The sequence below is a fragment of the Amycolatopsis sp. NBC_01307 genome (assembly GCF_035975215.1).
Lineage (GTDB): Bacteria > Actinomycetota > Actinomycetes > Mycobacteriales > Pseudonocardiaceae > Amycolatopsis.
Genome location: NZ_CP108403.1, coordinates 8,016,056 through 8,032,003 on the forward strand (window position 1 = coordinate 8,016,056; position 15,948 = coordinate 8,032,003).

The 15,948-nt window shown below is 72.1% G+C and carries 15 protein-coding genes; 2 read left to right on the top strand and 13 right to left on the bottom strand.

All coding sequences use genetic code 11. The features are described from left to right. Window positions 1–18: 18 nt before the first annotated feature. The 8 genes from OG439_RS35165 to dacB form a co-directional block, all read right to left on the bottom strand. Complete coding sequence (locus OG439_RS35165; RefSeq protein ID WP_326944932.1) at window positions 19–834, bottom strand: ESX secretion-associated protein EspG; 816 nt, start codon at window positions 832–834, stop codon at window positions 19–21. Between the two features lie 556 nt (window positions 835–1,390). After that, window positions 1,391–2,176 (bottom strand): ESX secretion-associated protein EspG, encoded by a 786-nt coding sequence (locus OG439_RS35170; RefSeq protein ID WP_247058806.1) that lies wholly within the window; start codon window positions 2,174–2,176, stop codon window positions 1,391–1,393. A gap of 66 nt (window positions 2,177–2,242) precedes the next feature. Continuing rightward, window positions 2,243–3,664, bottom strand: coding sequence for a hypothetical protein (locus OG439_RS35175; protein WP_326944933.1), 1,422 nt, complete (start codon window positions 3,662–3,664; stop codon window positions 2,243–2,245). 22 nt (window positions 3,665–3,686) lie between these two features. After that, a complete protein-coding gene (locus OG439_RS35180; protein ID WP_247058808.1) occupies window positions 3,687–4,052 on the bottom strand; it encodes a hypothetical protein in 366 nt (121 codons plus the stop codon). A gap of 154 nt (window positions 4,053–4,206) precedes the next feature. Continuing rightward, window positions 4,207–4,758, bottom strand: a complete 552-nt coding sequence (gene hpt / locus OG439_RS35185) for a hypoxanthine phosphoribosyltransferase (protein ID WP_326944934.1) — start codon at window positions 4,756–4,758, stop codon at window positions 4,207–4,209. Window positions 4,759–4,761: 3 nt separating this feature from the next. After that, window positions 4,762–5,721 (bottom strand): tRNA lysidine(34) synthetase TilS, encoded by a 960-nt coding sequence (gene tilS / locus OG439_RS35190; protein ID WP_326944935.1) that lies wholly within the window; start codon window positions 5,719–5,721, stop codon window positions 4,762–4,764. Further along, on the bottom strand, window positions 5,718–6,728 hold the full coding sequence (locus OG439_RS35195; RefSeq protein ID WP_326951693.1) for a zinc-dependent metalloprotease: 1,011 nt from the start codon (window positions 6,726–6,728) through the stop codon (window positions 5,718–5,720). The genes tilS and OG439_RS35195 overlap by 4 nt, the downstream gene beginning before the upstream one ends. 102 nt (window positions 6,729–6,830) lie before the next feature. Further along, window positions 6,831–9,272 (bottom strand): D-alanyl-D-alanine carboxypeptidase/D-alanyl-D-alanine endopeptidase, encoded by a 2,442-nt coding sequence (dacB, locus tag OG439_RS35200; RefSeq protein ID WP_326944936.1) that lies wholly within the window; start codon window positions 9,270–9,272, stop codon window positions 6,831–6,833. A 175-nt stretch (window positions 9,273–9,447) separates the two neighbouring features. Here dacB and OG439_RS35205 point away from each other — a divergent pair, with 175 nt between their 5' ends. After that, window positions 9,448–9,966, top strand: a complete 519-nt coding sequence (locus OG439_RS35205; protein ID WP_247058812.1) for an inorganic diphosphatase — start codon at window positions 9,448–9,450, stop codon at window positions 9,964–9,966. 57 nt (window positions 9,967–10,023) lie between these two features. On the opposite strand, the gene OG439_RS35210 is transcribed toward OG439_RS35205, so the two are convergent. Both OG439_RS35210 and OG439_RS35215 read right to left on the bottom strand, forming a co-directional pair. After that, window positions 10,024–11,679 carry an MDR family MFS transporter gene (locus OG439_RS35210; protein ID WP_326944937.1) on the bottom strand — a complete coding sequence of 552 codons (1,656 nt, stop codon included), beginning with the start codon at window positions 11,677–11,679 and terminating at the stop codon, window positions 10,024–10,026. 95 nt (window positions 11,680–11,774) lie between these two features. Further along, a complete protein-coding gene (locus OG439_RS35215) occupies window positions 11,775–12,359 on the bottom strand; it encodes an Lrp/AsnC family transcriptional regulator (protein WP_326944938.1) in 585 nt (194 codons plus the stop codon). Window positions 12,360–12,940: 581 nt separating this feature from the next. On the opposite strand from OG439_RS35215, the gene OG439_RS35220 reads away from it, so the two are divergent. Next, entirely contained in the window at window positions 12,941–13,489 is a 549-nt protein-coding gene (locus OG439_RS35220; RefSeq protein ID WP_326944939.1) for an inositol monophosphatase family protein, read from the top strand. 54 nt (window positions 13,490–13,543) lie between these two features. On the opposite strand, the gene glyA is transcribed toward OG439_RS35220, so the two are convergent. From glyA to OG439_RS35235, 3 genes are all read right to left on the bottom strand, one after another. Next, the gene (gene glyA / locus OG439_RS35225) at window positions 13,544–14,812 is read right to left on the bottom strand and encodes a serine hydroxymethyltransferase (protein WP_326944940.1); all 1,269 of its coding nucleotides are present in this window, start codon (window positions 14,810–14,812) and stop codon (window positions 13,544–13,546) included. Window positions 14,813–14,956: 144 nt separating this feature from the next. After that, window positions 14,957–15,379, bottom strand: a complete 423-nt coding sequence (locus OG439_RS35230) for an uL11 family ribosomal protein (protein ID WP_326944941.1) — start codon at window positions 15,377–15,379, stop codon at window positions 14,957–14,959. Between the two features lie 39 nt (window positions 15,380–15,418). Then, on the bottom strand, window positions 15,419–15,940 hold the full coding sequence (locus OG439_RS35235; RefSeq protein ID WP_326944942.1) for a gamma carbonic anhydrase family protein: 522 nt from the start codon (window positions 15,938–15,940) through the stop codon (window positions 15,419–15,421). Between the last annotated feature and the right edge of the window lie 8 nt (window positions 15,941–15,948).

Consider the following 15,948-nt stretch of genomic DNA (forward strand, 5'->3'; position numbering starts at 1 on the left):
GCCTACACCTCTGTCACGCTATCGCGTGCCGTCGGACACACCACTCACCATCTCGCCCAGCCGGGTCCGCAGTGTCGGCGGGTCCGCCGGGGCCACCGTGACCCACTCCCGACCGTCTGTACCTGCACGGGAGAGGCTCAGGTAGCGCCCGGTGGCCGTGTCGAACCAGGCCAGCACCCGGGACCGCTGCTTGGCCCCGACCGGGGACCGGCTGTTCGCTGCCAGCTGACCGCCGCACAGCCGGGGTTGCCCGGCGAGCCGAGCGTAGGCCTCGCGCGGGTCGGCGACGACCCGCTCGCTCAGCGGTGTCCGGCGTTTGCCCTTGTTCTCTTCCTCACCGGACGCCGGCAGCGACACGGGCACCCGGATCGGGGCCGTGTGCAGGGCGTCGTCCAGCGGGAGTGTGACGGAGGCCTCGGTCCCGCGCGGCCCGGCGGGCAGCACGCCGATGACGGCGGAGACCAGCGCGTCCGGCGGGACGTCCCGCAGCCAGATGCCGTCGGCGTCCTGGACCGCGAGCACGCCCTTGGTGTCGTCGGCCGCCGCCAGCACCCCGACCGTCGGGGTTTCGAACCGCGGGATGTGCAGCGCGTCGATGGTCAGGGGTGCGAAGGCCAGCAGCTCCAGCGCGTCTTCGATCGGTGGCGCCAGCCGGCCCCGCGGCTCGCGGATGCCGCGCGCCTTCAGCTCGACGTCGGTGCGGTGGCGCAGCGCAACCCGCTCATCCTCGGTCGCGCCGTGCGACCGGACGTGCAGCGGGTAGGGCAGCTCACCGACCCGCGCCGACTCCCACAGGAAGTCGAACGCCAGCGGCGAGAAGAACTCTTGCATCACTACTCTCCCGGATCGGATTCTCGCTCAGCGTAGCCCGCACCACCGACAGAACGGGACCGTTCCCGCTGCCGGTTGGGCACGCTCGGAGAACCCGGGGCCGATCTTGGCAGAGATGGTGTGGGACCCGCGTTCACGGTGGCCGGAATCAGCCGTTCGCGAGGCAGCGCCGGGTGCGGGTGCGAGTCGAGCCGGTGAGCAGCTCTCGAGCCCACATCAGCCGCGAGGCAGCTTCTTGGCAGTGATAGTGCGGGACCCGTGCTCACGGTGTCCGGAATCAGCCACTCGCGGGGCCGCGCCGAGCGCGAGTCGAGCCGGGCGTGGGCGGCGGTGTCCGGAATCAGCCGTTCGCGAGGCAGCGCCGGGGTGGGGGCACGAGTTGAGCCGGTGAGCAGCTCTCGAACCCACCTCGGCCGCGGGGTAGCTTCCTGGCAGTGATCGTGCGGGACCGGTGCTCACGATGTCCGGAATCAGCCACTCGCGGGGCCGCGCCGGGTGCGGGCGCGAGGCAAGCCGGGCGACGGGATCCGGAATCCGCCCGCTAAAGCAGGCAGCCGGGTCAGACCGAGCTGGTCGCCGACGCTCCCGCTAGCAGCTCGCCGAGCCGGTGGCGCAGCGTCGCCGCGTCGGCGGGGGCGATCGTGATCCAGTCGCGGCCGTCGTGGCCCTTGGACGCCTGGGTGAAGTAGCGGCCCGTCTCGGTGTCGAACCAGCTCAGCACCGGGGTGCGGCTGCGGGCGCCCATCCGGGTGCGGGCGTTCGCCGCGATCTGGCCGCCGCGCAGGCGGGGCTGGGCGTGCAGGCGGGCGAGGGCCTTGCGGTCGTCGTCGGCGCTGGTGCGGTCCTCGGGGTTGCCGCGGCGCTGCAGGAAGTCGACGCCGTGTGCGCCGACCAGCTGCTCCAGCGGCACCGTGATCGACTTCTCGCTGCCACGCGGGGCGGCGGGCAGCAGCGAGACGATCGCGCTCGCCAGGCCGTCCACCGGGCACGGCTGCAGGTGCAGGCCGCGGGTGTCCTGGACCGCCAGCAGCCCTTGGCCGCCCAAAACACCGGCGATCGCGAGCAGCGGCTCGGCGTCCGGGGCGATCAGCTGGACGGCGTCCAAGCTCAGTTCGGGGGTGGCCAGCACGCCGAAGTAGTCCTCGACGTGCGGTTCAGGGCGGCCGCGGCCGTCCGCTAGCCCGCGTGCCGCCAGCCCCTCCAGCGTCCGCCGGCGCAGCAGCGACCGCTCGTCGAGCGTCTCGCCGTGCGACCGGACGCGCAGCGGGTACGGCAGCTCACCCAGCCCGGCCGACTCCCACAGGAAGTCCACCTCGGCCGGGGTCAGCAGCTCAGCGTTCGGCATCGAGCCACCCCCCAGAGATGTGAAAGCGGGCCGGACGCGCGGGAAGCGCGTCCGGCCCGATCAGGATCAGCGATCTTCGTCGTCCTCGGACCACGCGCCGATGACCGGCGGCGGGGTCGCCTGGTTGGCGCCGAAGGCCTCGTCCGGGTCGGCTTCGATGAGGAACGACGCGTGCGTGTGCTCCTCGTCCTGCTCGCCCTGCGCACCGCGCGGGGCCATTCCGCCGCCCATGCCGCCCATGCCGGGCGGCGGCGGGGTCTGGCCGCCGATGGTGCCGGCCGACGACACGAGACCCTGCTGCGGCGCCTGGGCCGAGGCGGCGCTCTGCGCCTGGCCGTCCGCCGACGCCAGGGACGTCTCGTTCTCCGACTTCGCACCGGAGCGGTTGCCCTTGCCCAGCGCGCGGGACGCCAGGGCGCCGAGACCGCCGGCGGCGCCGCCGATGCCCAGGCCCATGCCGATCTTGCCGAGCGGGTTGCTGCTGCCACCGCCGGTCTGCGCGCCACCGGGCACCTGGCCGGCACCCGTGGTGGTACCGCCGGTCGTCCCGGCCGCGGTGCCACCGGGCACGTCGCTGCCGAGCGCCGCCGCCGCTTCGTGGCCGCCGAAACCGCCGGTCCCGCCAACGCCACCGTGGGCCGCGTTCGGTGCGAACGCCGAGTGCTGCGCGTCGAACGCGCCGCCGTGGCCGCCGAAGCCCCCGCCGCTCGAGGCGAAGACCGCGTTGCCCGCGCCGCCGAGGCCGTGGACCGGGCCGGTGGCGCCGACGCTGCTGATGCCGTCGAACGAGATCGAGTTGTGCGACCCCGTCGGCTTCATGCCGAGCGACTCCGGGCCGAAGCTCGGGGTCGAGCTGTCGACGTCGCTCATCGACTTGGTGTAGGCGTTGAAGAACGCGACCTGCTGCGTCTTGACGTCGTTGGCCGCGTCCGCCTGGGCCTTCTGGTCGGCGACCAGCGCCGCCGGGCCGCCGGCCAGTGCCGCCGCCATCGACTGCTTCGGGTCGTAGTCCTTGGGGGCCGGCATCTTCTTGACCTCGGCGGCCGCGGCGGCCTGCCGGGCGAGCCGGTCCGACATCGTGTGCGCGGCCTCGGAGGCCTGCGAGCCCGAGTTGGCGATGGCCACCAGCGCGCCCTGGGCACCCGCGGCACCGCGGCCGACCCAGGCGTTGCCCAGCTCGGAGATCGCGTTGTACAGGTGGTCGGAGGCCTGCTTCAGCTCGCTGCCGTGGTGCGACCAGGCCTGCCCGGTCGCCTCGGCCGTGCCGGGGTCGTTGTTGTTGACCGCGCCGTCGTAGAGCTGCTGGCTGGCCTGCGCGTTCCAGTTCGGCGGGTTCGCGATCGCGCGGTCGCTGCCCATGTCGAAGCCGTCGGAACGGCCGCGGGCGTCCGCGACGATGTTCTGGGCCGACGCGTTGTCGCCGAGCGGGACCAGCGAGCCCGGGTCAGTGGTGGCGGTCGACGGCTGGTCGCTGTGGTTCGGAGCCATGACTTCGAGTCCCCCTCTGGGCTCAGGCGTTGCGGAACGGGTCGGCCGCGGCCTGGTCGATCTCGTGGTACCGGGACATCGCCGTGACGATGCCCTCCTCGGCGGCGGAGTACTGGTCGAGCAGGTTCTGCAGGGCGGCGGCGTACGAGTCGCCCCCGCCGTCCGCGCGCTGCACGAACTTCGCCGCCATCGCGTTGCCGACCGGGTTGTCCCCGAGCTTCGGCGGCTGGGCGAGCGTGCCCGCACCGCTGAGCAGGGCCTCGACGGCGTCCTTGCCGGTGCGGATCTTGTTCAGCACGGTCTGCGCGGCGTCGGGGTCGATCCCGACCTGACCAGCCGCGGCGGCCGCCTTGAAGGCGTTCGCGTCGGCAGCGCTGCTGTTCGCCATCAGAACTCTCTCCCGTTCCCCCGACCCGGTCACCGCGGGCACGACAATGTCTTCGCATAGGTTAACGCACGTGATCAGAGCGTATGACGCGATCGGCGGCGCCGGGGTTCCGCGAAACCGGTAATTGCGGTGAACGGTCGGTGAACCCCGTCCGTCAGGACGTGTAGACCTTCGGGTCCAGCGTCCCGATGTAGGGCAGGTCCCGGTAGCGCTCGGCGTAGTCCAGGCCGTAGCCGACGACGAACTCGTTCGGGATGTCGAAGCCGATGTACTTCACCGGGACGTCGACCTTGACCGCGTCCGGCTTGCGCAGCAGCGAAACCACCTCGAGCGAGGCCGGGTTGCGGCTGGCCAGGTTCTTCAGCAGCCACGAGAGCGTGAGGCCGGAGTCGACGATGTCCTCGACGATCAGCACGTCGCGGCCCGCGATGTCGCGGTCGAGGTCCTTGAGGATGCGGACGACACCGGACGACGACGTCGCCGAGCCGTAGGAAGAGACGGCCATGAATTCCAGCTGCGTCGGCAGCGGCAGCGCACGGGCGAAGTCGGTCATGAACATGACCGCGCCCTTCAGGACACCCACCAGCAGGAGTTCACCCTGCCCGTTGGCCGGATAGTCGGCGGCGATCTGCGCCGACAGCTCCGTGATCTTGTCCTGGATCTGCTGCTCGGTGACGAGCACGGAGGCGATTTCGCCCTCGTACACGGGTCAGTCCCCTCGGGTGGTGGGTTGGGAGATGACGCAGAGCCTGCCACGGCACCGTCGTGCTTCCAAGTTGCCGGGTAACCAGACGCCACCCTGACCACGCCACCGGGCGACGAGCGCGTCGACCGCCCGGAGGTGCCCGTCGGTGAGCTCGCGCACCCCCGACTCCAGCAGCCACCTGCGGAGAACCCGCCGCCGCAGGGCCGCCGGCTCGCCTTCGAGGACTGCGACATCCAGCCCTTCGACGCCGCCCGCACGGGTGAAGATCCTGTCCGCCGATGTGTCCAACGCCTCGCTGTCCTCCCGCAGCTGCGCGGCCGTGCGGGCGAGCGCGGCCGCCACCCCGCCGTTGAGGACGTCCTCCAGGAGCGGCAGGACCTCGGTGCGCAGCCGGACCCGGGTGAAGCGCGCTTCGGTGTTGTGCGGGTCCTCCCACGGCTCGACGCCGAGCTCGGCGCACGCCGCCCGGGTGGTCGCGCGCGGCACCGCCAGCAGCGGCCGGCCCCACGGCGGGTCGTGCGGCCGCATCCCCGAGACGCTGCGCGGGCCGGAGCCGCGGCCGAGCCCGAGCAGGACGGTTTCGGCCTGGTCGTCGAGGGTGTGGCCGAGCAGGACGAGGTCATGGCCGGCGAGCGCGCGGTAGCGGGCCTTGCGCGCGGCCGCCTCGGGCCCGCCCGGTCCGGTGACGTCGACCCGGCGCACCTCGGCCTCGTCGGCGCCCAGGAACTTCGCCGCCGCGGCGGCGTCGCGCGCGATCTTCGCCGAGCCCTCCTGGAGGCCGTGGTCGACGACCAGCGCGCGGACGCGGTGGCCGCGGTGACGCCCGACGTACGCCGTGGCCTCGGCCAGCGCGAGGGAGTCGGCGCCGCCGGAGACCGCGACGCACAGTTCGGAGGGTGCCTCGACGCTCTCCAGGAACCCGCGGACGGCCCGCCGGACGGCCGCGACCGCAGGCCCGGTCATCCGTGCAGGCGCCGGACCCAGGCGGCCGGATCGGCGATCTCGGCACGCGACGGCAGGGTGTTCGGCGAGCGCCAGACGGCGTTGAAGCCCTCCATGCCGACGGCGTCCACGACGTACTTCGTGAACTTCGCGCCTTCTTCGTACTGACGGATCTTCGCGTCGACGCCGAGCAGCGCGCGCAGCAGCCGGTCGAAGACGCCGCCGCCCTTGCGCCGGGCGGAGAACCGCGCGCGGATGGTGTCGACGCTCGGCACGACCTGCGGGCCGACGGCGTCCATCACGTAGTCGGCGTGGCCTTCAAGCAACGTCGAAAGCGCGAGCAGCCGGTCGAACACCGCGCGTTCCTTCGGCGACTGGAGCAGCTCGGCGAGGTTCAGCTTCGGGCCCTGCTTGATCGCCTCGGGCAGCCGGCCGACCAGGTCGGCGAGGCTGTCGTTGCTGCCACCGGCCAGGCCGGAGACGAGCCGCTCGACCTCGTCGGCGAAGTAGTCGCGCAGCCAGGTGACGGCGGTGAACTGGAGCCGGTGGGTGCACTCGTGCAGGCAGACCCAGAGCCGGAAGTCGCGCCCGGGCACCTTCATCGCGCGTTCCGCGGCGACGACGTTCGGCGCGACCAGCAGCAGCTGGCCTTGGCGCTCGGGGCCGCCGAAGGGGTCGTACTGGCCGAGCACGCGGCTGGCGAGGAACGCGAGCACCAGGCCGGTCTGGACGCCGGCACCGCCGGCGAGGATCGGCCCGAACGGCCCGCCCTGCTGCGGCAGCGCGCGCCCGGTGAGCGCGTCGAGGCCCGCGGCGGCGGACCGGACCCAGCCCGGGCGGTCGACGACCTCGCCGGGCAGCAGCGGCAGGTCGAGCCCGAGGTTCGTCAGCTGCCGGACGTGCCCCTCGGCCGCCATCGTCAGCTCGCGCAGGTCGGTGACGGCGGCCTCGGCCTCGTCGCGCGGGACCTGGGGACCGCCGCGCACGAGCAGCGCCCCCGTCTGCGCGGCGAGCGACCAGTCGACCATGGGCCGGGTGTCGGTTTCCTGACTCACCCTTTCGACGCTACCTGCCCGGAGCGGGTTTCCGGCCACGACTTCCGCACGCTTCGCACACGGACCGGTACGCGATCAGCCGCAGCCGCACTTCCGGAGGCCTGTCGCGAGGACGTCCAGGGCGTCCCGGCCGGCGTCGGTGTCCGAGCCGTTGGACATGAACGCGAACACCAGCACCCGGCCGTCCTGGTCGAGCACCACCCCGGCGAGGGTGTTGACGCCGGTGAGCGTGCCGGTCTTGGCCCGCACCCAGCCGCGGCCGGCCTGCGAGCCCGCCGTGTCGAACCGCTTGTCGGCGAGGGTGCCCGACGCACCGGCCACGGGCAGGCCGGCCAGCAGCGCGCGCAGCTTGGCGGTGTCCGGATGCTTGCCCTCCGGGCCCGCCGCGGCCGCGAGGACCTGGGACAGCAGCTTCGCCGGGATCTTGTTCTGGTCCGAGATGCCGCTGCCGTCGGACAGCTGGACGCCGGTCGTGTCGAAGCCGTGGTCCTTCAGCACCTTGAGCGTCGCGGCGGCACCGCCGGCGAAGCTGGCTTCCTGGCCGGTGGCCATGGCCACCTGGCGGGCGAGGGCTTCGGCGAGGACGTCGTCGGACAGCTCCATGGTGTCGGAGACCAGCTCGGTCAGCGGGGCCGACTTGACCTCGGCGAGGACCTTGGCGTCCTTGGGCGCGGTCGCCTGGCCGCCGGCCGAGGCGCTGAGCTTCGACGCGATCGTCCCCGCGAGCGCGCTGCCCGCGTTGGGCACGCGCTGGGAGTTGTTGTTCTTCGGGTCCGTGCGGCCGGCGTCGGCCATCACCGACGAGATCTGGGTGGCGAACGTCGACGGCGCGTCGCCCGCGGCCCAGCCCGGCGCGGTCGTCGCGCCCTTGAACAGGCTCAGGTCGACCTGCACCTTCTTGACGCCCGGGTTGGCCTTCTTGACCTGTGCGACGAGGTCGTCGACGTGGGCCGCGCTCGGGTACAGCGGCGACTCGGTGCCCTGCGGCAGCGAGGTGAGGGTCGGGTCGCCGCCGCCGACCAGGATCACCGTGCCCGGGTCGGTGCCCTGCACGATCTTCGTCGACAGCCGCGTGTTCGGGTCCATCGAGAGCAACGCGGCCGCGGAGGTGAGCACCTTCGTCGTCGACGCGGGCGTGACGGGCGACGTCGCGTTGCGGTTCCACAGCTCGGTGCCGCTGACCGGGTCGACGACGCTGCCGGTGAGCTGGCCGAGCGCGCTGCTGCCGGCCGCACCGGCCAGGGCCGACTTGACGCCGTTGGCGGTCGGCGGCTGCCCGGACGTGTTCGGCCCCTGCAAGACGCGGCTGGCCGCGGCGGGGTCGGGGCTGTCGCCCTTCGGCGCGTTCGGCGCCCACGGCAGGCCCAGCCGGTTGGACACCTTCGGCATGGCCGCGGCGACCCCGAGGCCGACGAGCACCACCAGCACGATGGCGCCGATCGCGATCAGCTTGCCCTTGCGCTTCTTCTTCGGCGGCTCCGCGGCGGTCGCGGCCTCGGCGGGCGGCTCCGGTGCCGGGGGCTCGGCTTGTGGCTGTTGCTCGCTGCGGGGCTGCTCGTTGCGGGGCTGGGGCTGCTGCTGGAAGGCGCCGGGGAACTGGGCGGGCCGTTCGATCCCGACGGTCGCCTCGGCGTCGAACTGCCGCCCGTCCGGCTCGATCCGCATCGGCCGGGCCAGCGAGCCGGCCGACGCCGACGGGACGACCCCGCGCGGCGGCTCGGGCGGCAGGCCGGGACGGCGTTCGCCGGGCTCGGCGGGCCGGTCGCCGCGGTGTTCCCGCAGGTCGATCCGCTGCGCCCAGGGGGTGTCCGGGTTCGGCCGCGACGACGTCTCGTCACGGCGTTGCTGCTGGTCCTGGGGCCGCTGCTGGTCCGGCGGCCGCTGTTGCTGCTGGTGCGTCTCGCCGCGCTGCTGCGTCTCGCGCCAGTGCTGCAGCTCCTCGCGCCACGGCTGCTGCGGCTCGTCCGGCTTCTTCGGCTCGCCCTGCTCCGGCTTCCCGCCGGGCCAGACGTTCCGCTCGACCGGCACCCACGGCGCCTTCTCCGGCTTCTCCTGCTTCTCGACCTTGATCTGCCGGGTGCTCTCGGGGTCCCACTTCGGCTCCGCGGCCTTCGGCTCCGCGGGCTCCGGCTCGGCCTCGGCCGGTTCGACGGCTTCGGCCGGCTCCGGCTCGGCGGGCTTGGGCTCGGCGGGCTTCGGCTCCGGCGCCTGCTGCGGCAGCTTCGGCTTCGGGGCGCCGCCGAGGCGGTCGGCGAGGTCCTGCTTGGCCGCGGGCGGCGGCTCGGGCGGCTCCGGCGGCTCGACCGGCGCGTTCAAGCCCGGCACCGGCTCCGGCTCGACGTTCGGCGCGAACCACGAGCCCTTCGGCGCTTCACTGCCTGTGACCTTCGGCACGCTCACCCGTCCGGCTGACGCCGATGGGGTGTCCGGCAGCGACATCGGAGTGGTCTTGCCCGCACCCGACGACGAGCGGTCTTCGTCCGACGAAGGCCACATCGGCTGGTCGTTTTCCGGCACCCACCACTCCTTCTCACCTGCCCCGGAAGGGGCCAAGCTCACATGCCTCCCGGCCGACATCGATGCGACCGCCGGGCAGGCCGTAGTCCACACTAGGAGACGTCAAGACAGTCGCTGAGGTTGCCGCCCGCGACGTGCGGGCACGCCCGGATCTAAAAGAAGCAGTGAGGACGCCGTGGAGTTCGACGTCACGATCGAAATCCCCAAAGGGGAGCGCAACAAGTACGAGGTCGACCACAAGACCGGCCGCATCAAGCTGGACCGGACGCTGTTCACGGCCACGCAGTACCCGGCCGACTACGGCTTCATCGACGACACCCTCGGCCAGGACGGCGACCCCCTGGACGTGATGGTGCTCGTCCAGGAGCCCACCTTCCCGGGTTGCCTGATCCGCTGCCGCGCGATCGGCATGTTCCGGATGACCGACGAGAAGGGCCCGGACGACAAGGTCATCGCCGTCCCGTCGAACGACCCGCGCCTCGAGCACCTGCGCGACATCCACCACATGAACGAGTTCCACCGCCTGGAGATCCAGCACTTCTTCGAGGTGTACAAGGACCTCGAGCCCGGCAAGAGCGTCGAGGGCTCGTCCTGGGTCGGCCGCACGGAGGCCGAGGCCGAGATCGGCCGCTCGTACGAGCGCGAGACCGACCGCTTGGCCAAGGAGAAGGCCGACGGCGGCACCGCCCACTGACGCCCCACGCGAAAGAGGCCCCTCGGAAACCGAGGGGCCTCTTCGTGTTTCAGCAGGTCAGTGCGCCAGGGCCAGGGTGGGAGTGCCCTCTTCCTCGGCCTCCGCGCGCTGCTCCATCGCCGACTTGTCCGAGAGCGGCTTCTCCTTGAGGAACCACACCAGGGCGAAGCCGACGGTCAGCACGATCCCGCCGACCAGGAACACCGTGCTCATCGAGTCGGCGAAGCCCTGCAGGATCGGCCGGGCCAGCGTCGGGTCGAGCGAGGACAGGAACGACGTGTCGTTGACGTCCAGGCCGCTCTTCAGCTGCTGCGCGAACTCCGGGTGCTGGGCCAGCGCCGCGGCGTAGGCCGGGGTGCTGATCGCCGAGCGGACGGCGCCGGCGATCTTGTCGCCGACCGTGCCGAACAGGATCGACAGGAACACCGCGGTGCCCGCCGTGCCGCCGATCTGCCGGAAGAACGTCGCCGCCGAGGTGGCGACGCCGATGTCCTGCGGACGGACGTCGTTGGTCGCGGCCAGCACCAGCGTCTGCATCGAGGCGCCGAGGCCGAGGCCGATCACGAAGGCGATCACCATGACCAGGTTGAGCGAGGTGTCGACGGTGATCGTCGACAGCGCGAACAGCGCCGCCGCCATCAGGCCGATCCCGGCCACCGCGAACATCTTGTAGCGCCCGGTCTTCGAGATCAGCCGGCCGCTGGTCAGGCTGGCGACCATGATGCCGAGCGTCAGCGGGAGCATCTGCAGGCCGGCCTGGGTCGGCGTCGCGCCCTTGACGATCTGCAGGTACAGCGGCAGCGACATCATCGCGCCGAACATCCCGGCGCCCTGCACGACGGTGACCAGCGTGGCCATCCGGAACACGGGGCGGTTGAACAGGCGCAGCGGCAGCAGCGCGGCGTCGCCCATCCGGCGTTCCTGCCAGATGAAGGCCACGACACCCAGCCCGCCGATGACGTACATCGCGATCGACGCGGCCGAACCCCAGCCCCACTCGCGGCCCTGCTCGGCGACGATCAGCAGCGGCACCAGCCCGACGGCCAGCGTCACCGCGCCCCAGTAATCGACCTTCTGCTCGACGCGGGTGTGCGGGAGGTTGAGGACCTTGCTGACGACGGCCAGCGCGGCGAGCGCGATCGGGACGTTGACCAGGAACACCCAGCGCCAGCCGGTGATGCCGGCGAAGGAGTCGATGCCGGCGAAGAAGCCGCCGACGACCGGGCCCGCGACGCTCGAGATGCCGAACACCGCCATGAAGTAGCCCTGGTACTTGCTGCGCTCACGCGGCGCGGTGATGTCGGTGATGATCGCCAGCGCCAGGGACATCAGGCCACCGGCGCCGAGGCCCTGGAACGCGCGGAACGCGGCCAGCTCGTACATCGAGGTCGCCATGCCGCTGGCCAGCGAGCCGACCAGGAACAGCGAGATCGCCGTCAGGTACATGGGCTTGCGGCCGTAGAGGTCGGACAGCTTGCCGTAGAGCGGCGTCGAAAGCGTGGCGGTGATGAGGTACGCCGTGGTGGCCCAGGCCTGCAGGGACAGGCCGTGGAGCTCGTCGGCGATGGTGCGCATCGACGACGACACGATGGTCTGGTCGAGCGCGGCGAGGAACATGCCGAGCATCAGCCCGGACAGGATGGTCAGGATCTGACGGTGCGATAGCCGGCCTTTCGTAGCGGCTGCTCCTTCCGCCGTGGTGGTGTCGCTCATGGTGGTCTCCCTCGGATGAAGCCTTCGTCGTAGTTGCTTGTAGCTGTCAACTACTTGCTTCGGCCAACTATTCCGCGGAAGCTTGTATCGTGCAATCAAATATCCTGTGACCCTGGTCTCCCGCCCCGCTTGACGGCCCGCGCGACCACCGTGACCTCGGCGGACGGCACGTCGAGGCCGGTGACGAAGGCGTAGAGGCCGGCCAGGTCACGGCACCAGACGGCGGCCATCAGATTGGTCACGCCGGTCGTGGCGAGGGTCCCGTGGACCATCGGGTGCCGCGCGAGCACGCGCCCGACGTCGTCGAGCCGGCCGGGCGGGACGGTCATCCAGACGTTGGCGTCGACCGTCAGGCCCAGCGTCGTGACGTCGATGTTCGCGTAGGTGCGGATGCGCCCCGACGCCGTGAGCCGGTCGAGCCGCCTGCGCACGGTGGACTCCGGGGCTTCCGCGGCCAGCTCGCCGGGGCCGAGCCGGGCGTCGATCGCGAGCCGGGCCAGCAGCCGCCGGTCGAGTTCGTCGAGGGTGACGTCGCCGCCGGGCGGCGGCGGGGTCAGCGCGGCGACCTCGGCGTCGGTGAGCAGGCCGGTGCACCAGCGCGTCGCGTCGGAGAAGACGTGGAGGATCGAGTGCGCGCGCAGCTCGGTGATCGCGGAGGTCGACGGCAGCGCGTCGTGCACCAGCCGGCCGTAAGCTGATCTCCGCGCTACCGGCCAGGAGGTCGACACTGGGTGCGCCCGGCCAGCCTCGCCGATCACCGGCGTCCAGCCGCGGAACAGCTTCACCCGCAGAAGCAGCGCGCCGCGCTCGGGCTCAGGCTCGGGGCCGGCAACCGAAACACCCCCACCCTCCTCGGGGGGACGTCCCCAGTCCAGTCTATCGGCGGCGGGCGGCAAACCCGGCCGTAGCGCGGGTTCTCGGCCGACCTGTCCACAACGCTCCGCCCCTGTGGACAACCGCAGCGCAAGCCATGGCGCCAACATCCGATCCGTCGGGCACGAGCGCTCTCAGCCACCCGAGCGTAACCCTGGGCGCATGCTGAAATCAGTGATCGACGTCGTGGAAACCCTGGCCACCGGCATCCGCGTCCCGCAGCGGCCACCCGCGGCGGCCACCCGCGTCGCTCGGCGAGCTCGCCACGACGTTCTCGGCGATCGACGACCCGCTGGCCGCGAGCCTGCGCGCGGCGCTGGCCGAAATCCGGCCGGACGCGGGCTGGGTCGACGAGTTCGAGGACGTCCCCGGCGGCGAGGTCTGGGTGGTGGACGCCCTCGACGGCGCCGTCCAGCTCGTCCAGGGCCTGCCGCAGTACTGCGTCACCGTGACGCTGCTGCGCGACGGCGAGGCGGAGCTGGCGGTGCTGCACTCGCCGTGGCTCGGCGAGACCTACGCGGCTGCGCGCGGCGCCGGCGCGTGGCGCAACGGGACGCCGATTTCGCCGTCGCACAAGACTTCCCTGGACGCGGCGGTCGCGGCGACCAGCCAGCCGCCGTTCGTCACGCGCCAGCCCGGCGTCTCGGCCGCGGCGGGCCGATCGCTCACGGCGGTGCTCGACGAGGTCGCCGCGGTCCGCAACCTCGGTCCGACGTCGTGGCAGGTCGCCGACGTCGCCGCCGGCCGCCTGGACGTCTTCTGGCAGTACGGCCGCGACGCGACGAACCTCGTCGGCGCGGCCCTGATCGCCCGCGAGGCCGGCGCGGTGGTCACCACCGCCGACGGCGCCCCCTGGACCCCCGCGTCACCGAGCTTCCTCGCCGCCACCCCCACCCTGCACCCGCTCGCCCTCGCCGCCTTGGCGCAAAAGCCGTGAAGGCCTCCTTCCCGGCCATAAGAGCCGGTAAGGAGGCCTTCGCGGCTTTACAACTCAGGCCGAGTAGCCCGGGATGGGGAACGGCGCCAGGAACTCGCGGATCTCCGCGGCGATCGTGTCCAAAGAGGACTCGTTCTGCGCGGCGGCCGCGGTGACCGTGCGGTCGATCCAGTCCGCCACCTGCACCTGGTGCTCCGGCCGCAGGCCGCGGGTGGTGATCGCGGACGTGCCGAGCCGGATGCCGGACGGGTCGAACGGCTTGCGCGGGTCGAACGGCACCGTGTTGTAGTTCAGCTCGATGCCCGCGCGGTCGAGGGCCTGCGCGGCCGGCTTGCCCGCGACGGCCTTGTTCGTCAGGTCGATCAGCAGCAGGTGGTTGTCCGTGCCGCCGGAGACGAGGTCGTAACCGCGGGCCAGCAGCGCGTCGGCCAGCGCACGGGCGTTGGCGACGATGCTGTGCGCGTACTCGCTGAACGACGGCTGCTGCGCCTCCCCGAGGGCGACCGCGATGGCCGCCGTCGTGTGGTTGTGCGGGCCGCCCTGCAGGCCGGGGAACACGGCCTTGTCGACGGCCTTCGCGTGCTCGGCGTCGGACAGGATCATCGCGCCACGCGGGCCGCGCAACGTCTTGTGCGTCGTCGTGGTGATGACCTGCGCGTGCCCGACCGGCGACGGGTGCGCGCCGCCCGCGACGAGCCCGGCGATGTGCGCGATGTCGGCGACGAGCACCGCGTCCACCTCGGCGGCGATCTCGGCGAACGCCGGGAAGTCGATGGTGCGCGGGATCGCCGTGCCACCGGCGAAGATCAGCTTCGGCCGGTGCTCGCGGGCCAGGTCGCGCACCTGGTCGAGGTCGACGCGGCCGGTCTCCTTGGTGACGCCGTAGCGCACCGGCGTGAACCACTTGCCGGTCGCGGAGACGCTCCAGCCGTGGGTCAGGTGGCCGCCGTCCGGCAGCGCCATGCCGAGCACGGTGTCGCCGGGCTTCGCGAAGGCGAGGTACACGGCCAGGTTCGCCGGAGACCCGGAGTAGGGCTGGACGTTCGCGTGGTCCGCGCCGAAGACGGCCTTCGCGCGCTCGATGGCGAGCAGCTCGACCTGGTCGATGAACTGCTGGCCCTCGTAGTACCGCTTGCCCGCGTACCCCTCGGAGTACTTGTTGGTGAGCACGGTCCCGGTGGCTTCGAGCACGGCCTGGGAGACGTAGTTCTCCGACGCGATCAAGCGGATCTTGTCGTGCTGGCGCTTGGCTTCGTCCTCGACGAGCCCGGCGATGGCGGGGTCGGCGCTGGCGAGCGCGTTCAGTTTCGGCTGGTGGGTCATGGGCGTACTCCGGCTCTGGAGTGGCCTTCACCCAGGCGCGCGGTGCCGGCCTCGTCGTCGCTTCCCGGTGGTGCTCCACCTCGATGGCGCCAGTCGCTGCTGCGGGGCAGAGCTTAGTGCACCCCGCTCGAGCCGCGGTTCACTTCAGCCGACGACCGCGACACCCATGGACCGGGCCGTACCGGCGATCGTGCGCATCGCCATCTCGACGTCGGACGTGTTCAGGTCCGGCAGCTTGCGCTCGGCGATCTCGCGCAGCTGCGCCGTCGTGATCTTGCCCGCCACCTCGTGCCCCGCCCGCGCGGACCCCTTGTCCCCCAACGCTTTCTTGATCAGGAACGCCGTCGGCGGGGACTTGAGGCGGAGCGCGAACGAGCGGTCCTCGAAGACCGAGACGACCACCGGCACGACGTCGCCGCGCTGGTTCGCCGTCACCGCGTCGTAGGTCTTCTTGATCTCGACCAGGTTGACCCCGGTCTGCCCCAGCATCTTGCCGAGGTCGACGACCGGGGCGTTGCCCGCGGCGAGTTCGAGGGTGACCTGGTGGGTGAGTTTCTTCGGAGCCATGGCCCGAAGCTAGAGTCTCCAGTTACTGGAGAGTCAACCTCAATCGATCGGCTTGGTGCCGGCGCGGTGGCGGCGGGCCAGCTCCTGGTAGATCGCGGCGTTGTGGTCGACCCACATCCGCGCCGAATCGGTCAGCGGGACGAACTTCTTCGCCGGGCTGCCCATCGCGATGACCTCCTCGGGCACCTCGGTCGCCGGGGTGACCGTCGCGCCCGCCGCGACCAGCGCCCGCGCGCCGATCTTCGCCTTGTCGAGCACCGTCGAGCCGTTGCCGATCAGCGCCTGCTCCCCGATGGTGCAGTCGTGCACCAGGCACTGGTGGCCGACGGTGACGTTCTTGCCGACCTCGCAGACGCCGTCGTTGACGTGGATCACCGAGTTGTCCTGGATGTTGGCACCCTCGCGGATGACGATCCGGCCGAAGTCGGCCCGGACCACCACGCCGTACCAGATCGAGGCGTCCTTCTCGACGACGACGTCGCCGATGAGGGTGGCGGTGGGCGCGATCCAGGCGTCCGGGTGGACCTGCGGGCTGAGCCCTTCGAACGAGAACAGAGGCATGTCCGCAC